Annotated in this window: 11 protein-coding genes; all 11 read left to right on the forward strand. The window is 48.0% G+C overall.

Going from position 1 to position 12,066, the window contains the following annotated elements; genetic code table 11:
- The first annotated feature begins 8 nt into the window (after positions 1 to 8).
- The 11 genes from FYJ53_RS07150 (at position 9) to FYJ53_RS07200 (ending at position 11,964) form a co-directional block, all read left to right on the forward strand.
- On the forward strand, positions 9 to 218 hold the full coding sequence (locus FYJ53_RS07150; protein ID WP_013379861.1) for a hypothetical protein: 210 nt from the start codon (positions 9 to 11) through the stop codon (positions 216 to 218).
- A gap of 77 nt (positions 219 to 295) precedes the next feature.
- Positions 296 to 1,144 carry a bifunctional 2-polyprenyl-6-hydroxyphenol methylase/3-demethylubiquinol 3-O-methyltransferase UbiG gene (locus FYJ53_RS07155; RefSeq protein WP_013379862.1) on the forward strand — a complete coding sequence of 283 codons (849 nt, stop codon included), beginning with the start codon at positions 296 to 298 and terminating at the stop codon, positions 1,142 to 1,144.
- Positions 1,145 to 1,275: 131 nt separating this feature from the next.
- Positions 1,276 to 2,190 carry a YitT family protein gene (locus FYJ53_RS07160; RefSeq protein WP_013379863.1) on the forward strand — a complete coding sequence of 305 codons (915 nt, stop codon included), beginning with the start codon at positions 1,276 to 1,278 and terminating at the stop codon, positions 2,188 to 2,190.
- Between the two features lie 8 nt (positions 2,191 to 2,198).
- Positions 2,199 to 3,281 carry an FAD:protein FMN transferase gene (locus FYJ53_RS07165; protein ID WP_013379864.1) on the forward strand — a complete coding sequence of 361 codons (1,083 nt, stop codon included), beginning with the start codon at positions 2,199 to 2,201 and terminating at the stop codon, positions 3,279 to 3,281.
- 98 nt (positions 3,282 to 3,379) lie between these two features.
- The gene (locus tag FYJ53_RS07170) at positions 3,380 to 3,871 is read left to right on the forward strand and encodes a hypothetical protein (RefSeq protein ID WP_013379865.1); all 492 of its coding nucleotides are present in this window, start codon (positions 3,380 to 3,382) and stop codon (positions 3,869 to 3,871) included.
- Between the two features lie 148 nt (positions 3,872 to 4,019).
- Positions 4,020 to 4,109: a K(+)-transporting ATPase subunit F gene (gene kdpF, locus FYJ53_RS21790; RefSeq protein WP_073382438.1), complete on the forward strand. Its 90-nt coding sequence runs from the start codon at positions 4,020 to 4,022 to the stop codon at positions 4,107 to 4,109.
- Positions 4,106 to 5,791 (forward strand): potassium-transporting ATPase subunit KdpA, encoded by a 1,686-nt coding sequence (kdpA, locus tag FYJ53_RS07180; protein ID WP_013379866.1) that lies wholly within the window; start codon positions 4,106 to 4,108, stop codon positions 5,789 to 5,791. Before kdpF ends, kdpA begins: the two co-directional genes overlap by 4 nt.
- Positions 5,792 to 5,808: 17 nt before the next feature.
- Positions 5,809 to 7,869, forward strand: a complete 2,061-nt coding sequence (gene kdpB, locus FYJ53_RS07185; protein WP_073382434.1) for a potassium-transporting ATPase subunit KdpB — start codon at positions 5,809 to 5,811, stop codon at positions 7,867 to 7,869.
- A 10-nt stretch (positions 7,870 to 7,879) separates the two neighbouring features.
- On the forward strand, positions 7,880 to 8,452 hold the full coding sequence (locus FYJ53_RS07190) for a potassium-transporting ATPase subunit C (protein ID WP_073382432.1): 573 nt from the start codon (positions 7,880 to 7,882) through the stop codon (positions 8,450 to 8,452).
- 103 nt (positions 8,453 to 8,555) lie between these two features.
- A complete protein-coding gene (locus FYJ53_RS07195) occupies positions 8,556 to 11,279 on the forward strand; it encodes a sensor histidine kinase KdpD (protein ID WP_013379869.1) in 2,724 nt (907 codons plus the stop codon).
- Positions 11,269 to 11,964 (forward strand): response regulator, encoded by a 696-nt coding sequence (locus tag FYJ53_RS07200; RefSeq protein WP_013379870.1) that lies wholly within the window; start codon positions 11,269 to 11,271, stop codon positions 11,962 to 11,964. The genes FYJ53_RS07195 and FYJ53_RS07200 overlap by 11 nt, the downstream gene beginning before the upstream one ends.
- Positions 11,965 to 12,066 lie beyond the last annotated feature (102 nt).

A 12,066-nucleotide genomic window follows, 5' to 3' on the forward strand; every position in this document is an offset into this window, starting at 1 on the left:
GAACTGAAATGACAGAAGAACGATTCAAAGAGATATTAGATGCCTTTTTAGGCGATCCTGATTTAATGGCAAGTGTAAATGTAGCGCCGACTTTTGAAGCCGGTTATGAGCTGGTTGCAGAAAAAATGCCGGGTTTAAGCCTGGAAGAGTTTACTGAAGCCATGAACATGCTCCGCCAGGTGATGCTGGCAAACGCAGGAAATACCAGCGTTCAATAATTTCCGGAAGATCAGGAGGCCTTCGCTTATAAACGGAGGCCTTTTTCATTAGAAAAAGACGAAAGAGAGGAGAAAAATTGTACGAAAAATTAATGGATTTTGTGCGGCAAAAGCCAGAGGTCTACGCGCCGGGAACTTCAAAGTTCTGGGATGATCCGCACATTTCCAAACAGATGCTTAAAGCCCATCTGGAGCCGGAGATCGATTCAGCCTCCAGAAAGCACAGCTTTATAAAAAAATCGGCCGCGTGGATCGCAGGGCTGAAAGCGCCGGAGGGGAGCCAGCTGCTGGACCTTGGCTGCGGGCCTGGCCTGTACACGGAGTTATTTGACGCAAGCGGCTTTACCGTTACAGGGATTGACCTTTCACAGCGCTCCATTGAATATGCGGGAGCTCAGGCGGCTTTAAAGCAGAGGCGCATTGAGTACCGATGCCAGAATTATCTGGAGATTGATTATCAGGAAGCTTTTGACATCATCACCTTGATCTACTGTGATTACGGTGTTTTGTGCCCTGCTGACCGGGGGCAGCTGCTAAAAAGAATAATAGGGGCACTGAAGCCCGGAGGGCTCTTTATCCTGGATGGCTTTACAGAAAAATTCTGGCAGGATGTCCCAGTAAAACAGGAGATTTCTTATGAGGAGAACGGATTCTGGTCTCCGGATGCCTATGTATGCCTGAACAGGAATGCGCATTACCCTGAAACTAAAAACACACTGGAGCAGAGCATTATCATTACAGCGGATGAGTGCCAGTGCTTTAATATCTGGAACCAGATTTTTACGAAAGCTTCGATGGAACAGGAATTAAGCAACGCAGGATTTAACACGGTCATGTTCTTTGATGATGTGTGCGGAGCACCTCTGTCAGAGAACAGTAAAACAATCTGTGCGGTAGCCCGGAAAGCACAGGCTTTTAAGCGATGAGACAAGTATCTTGTCTCTTTTTTATTACATGAAAATAGATATAAAGAAAACTTTAGGTTAATGGGGTTTCCGCGCCACAGCTAAAATGTTATAATCGAAGTCAGTGAGTTCAAAATAAAGGAGACAGTAGGATGAAGACAGAATTAAATAAAAAAATGCCCTTTGGGGGGTGCTCATTAAAGGATTTTGGCATGATCGCAGTCGGGTCATTTTTGTTATCCCTGGGCGTCAGCTGGTTTGCAGACCCGGCTGGCCTGGTCGTAGGGGGGATCAGTGGTCTCGCCATTGTTGTAAAGGCGGTAACGGAGAGCTGGTTTGGTTTTGCGGTACCCCTTGCAGTTACGAACCTTGTCCTCAATGTTCCCCTGTACATCATCAGCCTGAAGCAGAGAGGCTTTGGGTTTATACAAAAATCCATCTACGCGGTTTTATTGATGACGCTGTTTTTGTGGGTGGTTGAGTACATTCCCAATATTTTTGATTTTAAGGATGATTTATTGCTGGCGGCGCTGGCGTGCGGTGTATTATCTGGCGTCGGCATTGGTATGGTAATGCGCGTTAACGGAACTACCGGCGGGACAGAAATGCTGGCGGCCATCGTCAAATATATCCATCCCCATTTCCCCATTGCCAAGCTGATTTTTTTTATTGATGCGGCAATCATCGCCCTTGGCTTTTTCATTTTTGGGCCGGAGCGGACGGTTTACGCGGTCATCAGCGTTTATGTATGCTCAAAAATTATTGACAGCATGCTGGAGGGCGTCCATTTCGCCAAGGAGGCTTTGATTATCAGCGAAAAGAGCAAGGAAATATCGGAAGCGATTTTTGAGTATCTGGACCGCGGCAACACCGGTATCCCCATCAAAGGGATGTATACCGAGGAGCAAAAGGAAATGCTGATGGTGATTGTCTCTCAGAAGGAAGTCGTTCAGCTGCGCCAGATTGTGACAGCCATTGATCCCAGAGCATTTTTAATTATCGGTGATGTCCATGAGGTGCTGGGCGAAGGCTTTAATGAAGACTACGATGAGCTGAGCCTGAGCTAGGAGACGCTATGAAGAGGAAATACATTAAAGTGGCCGGCCTGCTGATGGCTTTGTGCGTGGTGGCTGTGAGCCTGGCAGGCTGTGGAAAGGAAAAGGTGGTAACCCGTACGGATTTTGCGCTGGATACAGTGATCACCATCGCAGCCTATGGACAGTCGGATGAAGGGATTCTAAAAGAACCTTTTAACCGGATCCGTGAGCTTGACAACAAGCTTAATGCTTTTTCAGAGGACAGTGAGATTTCTAAAATCAATGCCGCCGCCGGCCAGGAGCCTGTGGTGGTGTCGGAGGATACCTTTAATGCTGTAAAAGAAGGGCTTGAGTACAGCGAAAAGACAGGTGGCGCTTTTGACATCACCATTGGGCCGCTGGTGGATTTATGGAAAATTGAAGCGCCGGGAGAAGGTGTTGTGCCTGAGCAGCCCGCTATTGATGCGGCCAAAGCCTTTGTGGATTACCGAAAGGTGGTGCTGGATGAAGCCGCGCATTCAGTGTTTTTGGAAGAACCGGGAATGAAGATTAACCTTGGGGCCATTGCCAAAGGGTATATCGGCGATGCGGTAAAGGCGGTGCTGCAATCGGAGGGTGTAGAGCGGGCCATTATTAATCTTGGCGGTAACGTGGTACTGATCGGCGGCAAGTCAAACCGAGAGCCCTTTACAGTGAGTCTGGAGGACCCTGAAGACCCCTTGAGCAACGGCAGCATCAGTGATGCGTCGACCCTTGGTGTTTTAAGAGAGAGGGATAATTCCATTGTTACCTCAGGGGATTATGAGCGCTACTTTATCGGGCCGGACGGTAAAAGGTATCACCATATTCTGGACCCTAAAACAGGCTACCCTGCGGAGTCAGGCCTGCACCAGGTCACAGTGATAACAGATACATCGGCCGATGCCGATGCGCTGTCAACCGCTTTCTTTGTGATGGGGCTGGACCAGGCCATGACTTATATTCGTGAAACGGAGGGAATTGAGGCTGTTTTTGTGACAACGGACAACCGTATTGTAGCGACAAAAGGGATGGAGGATACTTTTGTCTTTGATGAGGGGAACCATGGTGGCCAGTACACACTGGAATTTACAGAACCTTGATTCAAAATACGCATTTATTAACAAAACCTTTATGAGCTTTTGAATATAATAAAAGCTGAAAAGAGAAGCCACAGGATGTGGTGGAAAAGAGGGTAAAAATGAATGCGGAATTTACTGAAAAAGCAATCACAAAACAGGTAAGTAAGTGGCAGGTAAGCTGTCAGGCTTTTGCCGGAACACAACTGGAAGAGCTGGCGGCTATGACAGCGCTATGCTATAAAGACGACAACAGCGATATGGGACAGGCAGTTTATAGACAAGTATGCCAGCATTACCCTAATGCGGATGCCATTTTTAAAAATACCGGCTGCAGGTGGGTTGGTTATAATGATAAAACAGGCCTGAGCGGTGTAAATATTGATGGAAATATTATAAGGAAGGGCAGCGCCGACGCTGTGCAGAATTATTTTCTGGCGCTTGGACACGCGTTTCCAGATGCCTGTATACTGGCAGAAAAAGCAGCCCGCACACTCGGCCATAAAACAGAGGTGATCTGCAAGAATGGCAGGGTTATTGGGATGGTCACGCTGGTGTTGGAGCAGGCTGTCCTTTCTAAAAATCAAAAAAATGAAAATGCTTTATCCGCCTGAAAAAGAGAGATGAAAAGAGTGCTTTTCATCTCTTTTTTATGTGGTGGGACAATCGTAACGAAACATTAATGGCAATATACACTTTCTTTACACTATCTTTATTTCGGCGCGGGTATAATGCTAACATCGAAAGGGGTGAAGAAGTGTTATGGAAATTATAACGATCATCACTGGTGTTCTCGGATTAGGATTAATGGGATATCTGTTTTATGTCTTATTCAGAGGTGAAAATTTATGAGCAGCGCGTTCATTCAGGATATCATCTTTCTCGTCGCTGTTATAGGGCTTGGGTTTCCTATAGGAAAACTGACCTATAAAATTATGGAAGGCGGAAAGATAAAATTTCTAGGTTTTTTAAGACCGGTGGAGCTTTGCGTATACAAAGCAATGGGTGTTGACGAGAACAGAGGAATGAGCGGCAGACAGTATGCTATTGCCACCCTCCTGTTCAGTCTCTTCGGTTTGCTCTTTTTAACCGCGTTGCTGATGTGCCAGGGCTTTCTTCCCTTTAACCCCGAAGGATTGCCGGGGTTGAGCTGGGATCTGGCATATAATACTGCGGCGAGCTTTGTAAGCAATACGAACTGGCAGGCCTACAGCGGTGAGACAACACTTTCCTATTTGTCACAGTTTCTTGGATTAACGGTTCAGAATTTTGTATCTGCGGCAACTGGGATTGCGGTTTTGTTTGCCTTGATCAGAGGATTCATCCTCAAAAAATCAAAAACGGTCGGGAATTTCTGGTGTGACCTGGTAAGGACAGTTCTGTATTTGCTACTGCCGCTATCCCTGATCGTTGCCATTATTCTGATGTCCCAGGGCGTTGTGCAGACACTGGCGCCATACGCTCAGGCAGCGTTTTTGCAGGGAGGCGGTTCTCAAATAGTTCCTCTGGGACCAGCAGCAAGTCAAATTGCCATTAAACAGCTGGGTACAAACGGCGGCGGCTTCTTTGGCGTTAACTCCGCCTTTCCGCTGGAAAACCCAACGGCGATTTCTAATTTTGTGGAATGCTGGGCGATCATTGTCATTCCGGCGGCTCTATGCTTTACTTTTGGAAAAGCCGTAAAGGACAGTAAGCAGGGGCGGAGTATTTTGATTGCCATGACGCTGGTATTTATTGTGGCTTTAACATTGACCACCATGAGCGAATACAATCTTGGCCCGCAGTTCAATAATGTAGAATCTTCTGCCAGCATTGAAGGGAAAGAGGTTCGGTTTGGAGCGGGCGGTTCAGCGCTCTGGGGGGTAACCACCACAGCAGCCTCCAATGGATCGGTGAACTCAATGCACGACAGCTTTACGCCGCTTGGCGGAATGTTTCTTATGTTTATGATGCAGCTGGGGGAAATTATCTTCGGCGGCGTTGGGTCAGGACTTTATGCAATGCTGGCCTTTGCGATCCTCGCGATTTTTATCGCGGGGCTGATGGTTGGGCGCACACCGGAATACCTTGGTAAAAAAATAGAGCCCTATGACATGAAAATGACTTGTGTTATCCTTCTGGTCCCGCCGCTGCTCATACTGGGGGGGACGGCCATTGCCACCATGATGCCTCAGGCATCTGACTGGCTGACGAACAGCGGAGCACATGGATTTTCGGAAATCCTTTATGCCTATACCTCCGGCGGGGCCAACAACGGGAGTGCCTTCGCGGGTTATGCGGCCAATAACGTGTTTAACAATGTAATGATCGGCTCAGAAATGCTGATCGTACGTTTTATTCCGATGGCAGCAGTTATTTGCCTTGGCGCAAATCTGGCGTCAAAGAAAGCAGTGCCCAAAAGCGATGGTACACTCAGTACCACAGGCCCCATGTTCGTGGGGCTGCTGATCGGTGTTTTCCTGATCCTCGGTGCGCTCAGCTTTTTGCCGGCACTGGCCCTCGGCCCAATTGCGGATTACTTTACCATGCTATGATGTGAAAAGGTGAGAAAATGAAGAAAAAAAGTATGTTTAACAAAGACATTATGAAGGACTCTCTTGTCCAGTCTTTAAAAAAATTAACACCGCGCGTGCAGATCAAAAACCCTGTCATGTTTGTTGTATACCTCGGAGCCATACTCACATCCGTTTTATTTATTCTGTCACTCTTTGGTATCAGTGATGCTCAGAGTGGCTATACGCTGGCCATAACTGTTGTTCTGTGGCTGACAGTCCTCTTTGCCAATTTTGCCGAAGCACTGGCGGAGGGCAGAGGTCGCGCTCAGGCAGAAAGCCTGAGGAGCAGCCGGAAAGATGTAATGGCGAGAAAACTGAAAACAGCGGATGCTAACGCTGATTATATAGAGGTCAGGGCCTCTGAACTAAAAAAAGACGACATTTTTCTGGTAAAAGCAGGAGAACAGATTCCAATGGATGGCGAGGTTATCATTGGCGCGGCGTCAGTTGACGAGAGTGCCATTACCGGAGAATCGGCTCCGGTAATCCGCGAATCGGGCGGAGACAGGAGCGCTGTGACAGGCGGCACCTCGTTGGCGTCGGACTGGCTGGTGGTTCGTGTAACAGCCGAAGCAGGTGAAACTTTTCTGGACAAAATGATCGCCATGGTAGAAGGTGCTTCCAGAAAGAAAACGCCCAATGAGGTTGCTCTTCAGATTTTGCTGGTAACCTTGACCATTATATTTTTGGCCATTACGATTACGCTGTTTCCATTTTCAGGATTTGCCGCGGCGCAGAGCGGACAGGGCGAAGCGGTTTCAATCACTAACCTTGTCGCCTTACTGGTCTGCCTGGCGCCAACCACCATCGGCGCGCTGCTTTCCTGTATTGGGATTGCGGGTATGAGCCGTTTGAACCAGGCTAACGTGCTGGCAATGAGCGGCCGCGCCATTGAAGCAGCAGGCGATGTGGATGTTTTACTTTTAGACAAAACGGGTACCATCACCCTCGGAAACCGCCAGGCCAGTGAATTTTTACCAGTAAAAGGCGTGAGTGAAGAAGAATTGGCCGATGCGGCACAGCTGGCTTCTCTGGCAGATGAAACGCCAGAAGGCCGCAGTATTGTGATTTTGGCCAAGGAGAAATTCAATATCCGGGGTCGGGATATGGAAAAGCTGAACGCGGATTTTGTGGGGTTTACAGCCAAAACCCGCATGAGCGGGATCAATTATAATAATAATGTTATCCGGAAAGGCGCGGCAGACGCCATAAAAGAGTATGTGATGGTAAAGGGCTATCCGTATCCGGATGAATGTGAAAAGATTGTTGAAAATGTTGCAAACCAGGGCGGTACGCCCTTGGTAGTGGCTAAAAACGGACAGGTGCTGGGCGTTGTCCACCTGAAGGATATTATAAAAAACGGCGTTAAGGAACGGTTTGATGATTTGAGAAAAATGGGTATTAAAACCATTATGATCACCGGTGATAATCCCATGACGGCCGCGGCCATTGCGGCTGAAGCGGGCGTAGATGATTTTCTGGCTGAGGCCACACCGGAAACCAAGCTTGATTTAATCAAGGATTACCAGTCCAGGGGCTATCTGGTTGCCATGACCGGTGACGGCACCAACGACGCCCCGGCACTTGCCCAGGCGGATGTAGCTGTTGCCATGAATACTGGCACACAGGCTGCCAAGGAGGCTGGGAATATGGTGGACCTGGATTCCAGCCCCACCAAGCTGATAGAAGTCGTGCAGATCGGAAAACAGCTGCTGATGACCCGGGGGTCATTGACGACCTTCAGCATTGCCAACGATGTGGCCAAGTACTTTGCCATTATTCCGGTTCTGTTTTTTGCCATTTATCCTCAGCTCTCGGCCTTGAATTTTATGGGGCTGACCAGCGGTACCAGCGCCATGCTCTCGGCCATCATTTATAACGCGCTGATCATTGTCGCATTGATCCCGCTGGCTTTAAGAGGGGTTAAATATCAGGAGCAGCCTGCCGGAAAGCTGCTGCGGCGCAATATGCTGGTCTATGGGCTGGGAGGGCTTATCGCGCCCTTTATAGCCATCAAGCTGATTGATATGCTTCTGACCATTTGCGGTTTAGTGTGAGGTGAGTAAAATGACTGAAAATAAATCGGTAGTGAGGCCAGCTGTTGTCGGATTTTTGATACTGACGCTTATTACAGGGGTTATTTATACCTTCGTGTGTACAGGTATCGGACAGCTTTTGTTTAACCATAAAGCAAATGGAAGTATGATTACTGGAACGAGCAATGGGCAGGAGGTACAATACGGTTCTGAGTTTTTGGCCCAGCCTTTTACAGACCCCAAATATTTGATTGGCAGACCCTGGAATGACGGAACACCCACAAACCTAAACCCGGTTGGCGATGAGCAGGAAGCGCTGGTTCAAGAAAGAATCGACTGGTGGCATGGGCTGGACCCAGAGAATAGCGCAGACATTCCAATGGAGCTTGTCACCGTGGGCGGCAGCGGCTATGATCCGGAAATCACCCCGGCAGGGGCGGAGTACCAGGTGGCACGCATCGCGAGAGAACGGGGCATCAGTGAGGAAAAGGTGAGAGAAATCATTACTGCCAACACGAAAGACCGTGCTTTTGGCGTGCTGGGTGAGCCGACAGTCAATGTGTTAAAAGTAAATTTAGCACTTGATGGTATTGAAACAGAATAATCGTCTATGATAGTATTTAGGGATAGAGGAAGCTCTATCCTTTGAGACGTTGGAGGATATATTGAGAGATAAAAGAGAGACAATGTCATAGTGGAGGTAAAATATGGATTTTCAGGATGAACGTCCAAATCCGGAACGTTTACTAAAAGAAATAAATGAGGAAGAACGGCGCAGCCGAGAAGATGAAGAGGGTATTGGACATCTGAAAATCTTTTTTGGCTATTGCGCGGGTGTGGGTAAAACCTATGCGATGCTGGAGGAGGCCCAGCAGCTTTATAAGAAGGGTGTGGACGTACTGGTAGGCTATGTGGAGCCACATACCCGGCCAGAAACCATGGCGATGCTTGAGGGCCTGCCAGCAATTCCGCCTCAGGTAGTGGATTACAAGGGTATTACCCTCAGAGATTTCGATCTGGATAAGGCGCTGGAAAAAAAACCAAAAGTCATTATCGTTGATGAGTTTGCCCATACCAATCCTGAGGGCTTCCGCAATAAAAAGCGCTATCAGGATATTGAGGAGCTGCTGAATGCGGGAATTGACGTATATACCACAGTCAATGTCCAGCATATTGAAAGCCTGAACGATGTGGTCGGAAGTATTACCGGGATCATCGTACATGAACGCGTGCCGGATTATGTTTTTGACAAAGCAGATAAAATCAAGCTGGTGGACATTGATCCCGAGGAGCTTCTGAAGCGTTTTGAGGAGGGCAAGGTCTACGCGCCGGAAAAGGCCGATCTGGCGAAAAGGCGGTTTTTTACCGTTGAGAATCTGAACGCCCTGCGTGAAATCGCTATGCGTAAGGCAGCGGACCGCATTGTCAGCGGCGCTGGGAATAAAAAGAAAAAGGTGCCGTTTTCCAAGATGCTGGTATGCGTAGGGCCGTCGCCGTCCTCAGCGCATTGTATACGGACCACAGCCCGAATAGCCGACGCTTTCCATATTCCGTGGGTAGCGCTGTATGTCAAAACCTCAGACCGGACCTATGCGGATATCAGCGAGCGCAAGAACCTGCAGGATAATATGAACCTGGCCGAGCAGTTGGGGGCAGAGATTGTCACCATGCAGGGCGATGATATGGCCATGGTTATATCAGAGTATATCAAGCAGTCCGGAATCACCAATGTTGTGATCGGCAAGGGAAGAAACAAGCCCAATCCCTTTAAAGAGGATCTGGAAGATCAGCTTTTAAGCATGAATCCTGGCATCGAGATACACATTGTGCCGGACAGCCAGGCCGAGAAAACCAGTGGCGGTATCCCCAAAAAGCGGCTTAGCTGGCTGAGTAAGCGAATTTTGAGCCTGCACTTTTCATTGAAGGATTTTGGAAAAACGGTTTTGACGCTGGTACTGGCAACCGCGATCTCATTTGGACTCAGGGAGCTTAATCTGGGTGATCAGAATATTATCATGGTTTATCTTCTCTCGATTTTGGTGATTTCCAGGTTAACCGTTGGATATTTATATGGCATATGTGCGTCAGTTTTTGGTGTACTGCTTTTTAATTTTTTCTTTACAGAGCCCTACTTTACCTTTAACGCCACCAATCCCACCTACCCGGTGACTTTTATTGTCATGCTTCTGGTAGCGTTGATGACCAGTGCGTTAACCAATGGGATTAAGGTTCAGGCCAAAATGGCAGTGATGAATGAAAGGCGTACTGAGATTCTCTATGAGCTGAGCAAAAAGCTGCTGATTACCCGCGGGCTGGAGAATATTGTGACGCTCACCAACGAATCCCTGACCTCTATTTTTGAGCGGTCCGTTATTTTCTATACGCAGAATCCAGATGAAAAGAACCGCGGAACCTTTATGCAGGGACCAGAGGAGACAAGCGGCGCTTTCATGCAGTCCAAGGAGGAAGAGGCAGTGGCGCACTGGGTTTTCCAAAATAAAAAGGCCGCCGGAAATGGGACAGATACGCTGGTAGGCGCAAAGGGCTTTTATATGCCGGTTGTTTCGCAGGGCAGGGTTTTAGGCGTCATTGGCATTTCCTGTGTCGAGGAAATGCTTCCGCCAAAACGGCGGGCGTTTTTAAAAATGATCGTATCACAGGTTGCCATGGCCCTTGAGCGGCAGCGGCTTTCTGATGAACAGGGAAAAGCCCGGCTGGAAACAGAAAAGGAAAAGATGCGGAGCAATTTTCTCAGAGCCATCTCCCATGATCTGCGGACACCGCTGACCGGCATTTTAGGCTCCAGCTCAGCGCTGCTTGAAAATATCGGAGAATTGGATATCTCTACACAGAAAAAGCTGTTGCGGGATATCAAGGACGATTCTGAGTGGATTATCCGTATGGTTGAGAACCTGCTCTCGGTGACGCGAATCGGCGAGGGAAAGGTTGATTTGAAGAAGCATCCCGAGGCGGTGGAGGAGATTGTCGGCGAGGCCGTCGCCATTATCCGCAAGCGGTTTGACCATACGGATATTAAGGTTGAGGTGCCTGATACGCTTCTGATGGTATCGATGGACGGCACATTGATTGAGCAGGTCATGATTAACCTGATGGAAAATGCCATAAAATACGCAGGCTCTCATCCTGTTTTGGATGTAAAGGTGCAGAATTTAGGAAAAAAAGCCCGTTTTATCGTGGGTGATAATGGAGAGGGAATATCCGAAACCATGCTGCCACACATTTTTGAGGGCTACATGGGCGATGAAGAAAAAAGCAGTGATTCGCGCCGTGGCATGGGGATTGGTCTGACCATATGCAAATCCATTGTTGACGCCCACGGCGGAACATTAAAAGCTAGAAATAAACAGGAAGGCGGGGCGGAATTCAGTTTTGAACTGCCCGTGGAGGAGGATGACAATAATGAGTCATAAAGCACTAGTACTTTTGGTTGAGGATGAAAAGGGAATAAGGAATTTTATATCCACTGTTCTCGATGTTAATAATTACCGTGTTGTGGAGGCCAGAGACGGGAAGGAAGCCCTTGAGCTTTTTACCTCTCGGTGCCCAGATTTAATCCTGCTGGATCTTGGTCTCCCAGATATGGACGGCATAGAGGTTTTAAAAACGATCCGGGGATGGTCGGGCATACCGATTATTGTCGTTTCAGCAAGGGGCCATGAGCGTGAAAAGGTTGAGGCGCTTGATCTGGGAGCAGATGACTACATCACCAAACCCTTTGGGACTTCGGAGCTGCTGGCCCGTATCCGTACAGCTATGCGCCATCAGCAGGTAACGGTGGATGTACCGGAGCGCACAATTTTTTCTGTAGGAGACCTGACCATTGACTTTGATAAAAGACTGGTCACCCTGAATAATAATCCAGTCCATTTTACCCCTATCGAGTATAAAATATTGGAGATTTTGACCCAGTATCCCGGAAAGGTGGTTACCTATGACCAGATTATTAAAGATATATGGGGACCTTATACCAACGAAAACCAGACACTTCGGGTAAACATGGCAAACATCCGCCGGAAAATTGAAAAAAACCCCGCAGAGCCAAAGTATATTTTGACTGAGGTGGGCGTGGGCTACCGATTTGTAGATGAAATTTGAGTTTAAAAAAAGATTAAAAAGCTTCAGTGTGCTCCAGAGTGCGTTGAAGCTTTTTATTTTAAAAGGAAGGCGGCAGGTTTCCTTGCGCCGTTTTATAAAAAT

The sequence above is a fragment of the Eubacterium sp. BL-380-WT-2B genome, from assembly GCF_009696115.1.
GTDB lineage: Bacteria > Bacillota > Clostridia > Eubacteriales > Eubacteriaceae > Eubacterium > Eubacterium callanderi.

Bases quoted from the DNA above. Each gene is read 5' to 3' on its own strand.
- FYJ53_RS07150 (WP_013379861.1), top strand. From the start codon at position 9: ATGACAGAAGAACGATTCAAAGAGATATTAGATGCCTTTTTAGGCGAT.
- FYJ53_RS07160 (WP_013379863.1), top strand. From the start codon at position 1,276: ATGAAGACAGAATTAAATAAAAAAATGCCCTTTGGGGGGTGCTCATTA.
- FYJ53_RS07165 (WP_013379864.1), top strand. From the start codon at position 2,199: ATGAAGAGGAAATACATTAAAGTGGCCGGCCTGCTGATGGCTTTGTGC.
- FYJ53_RS07170 (WP_013379865.1), top strand. From the start codon at position 3,380: ATGAATGCGGAATTTACTGAAAAAGCAATCACAAAACAGGTAAGTAAG.
- kdpF (WP_073382438.1), top strand. From the start codon at position 4,020: ATGGAAATTATAACGATCATCACTGGTGTTCTCGGATTAGGATTAATG.
- kdpA (WP_013379866.1), top strand. From the start codon at position 4,106: ATGAGCAGCGCGTTCATTCAGGATATCATCTTTCTCGTCGCTGTTATA.
- kdpB (WP_073382434.1), top strand. From the start codon at position 5,809: ATGAAGAAAAAAAGTATGTTTAACAAAGACATTATGAAGGACTCTCTT.
- FYJ53_RS07190 (WP_073382432.1), top strand. From the start codon at position 7,880: ATGACTGAAAATAAATCGGTAGTGAGGCCAGCTGTTGTCGGATTTTTG.
- FYJ53_RS07195 (WP_013379869.1), top strand. From the start codon at position 8,556: ATGGATTTTCAGGATGAACGTCCAAATCCGGAACGTTTACTAAAAGAA.
- FYJ53_RS07200 (WP_013379870.1), top strand. From the start codon at position 11,269: ATGAGTCATAAAGCACTAGTACTTTTGGTTGAGGATGAAAAGGGAATA.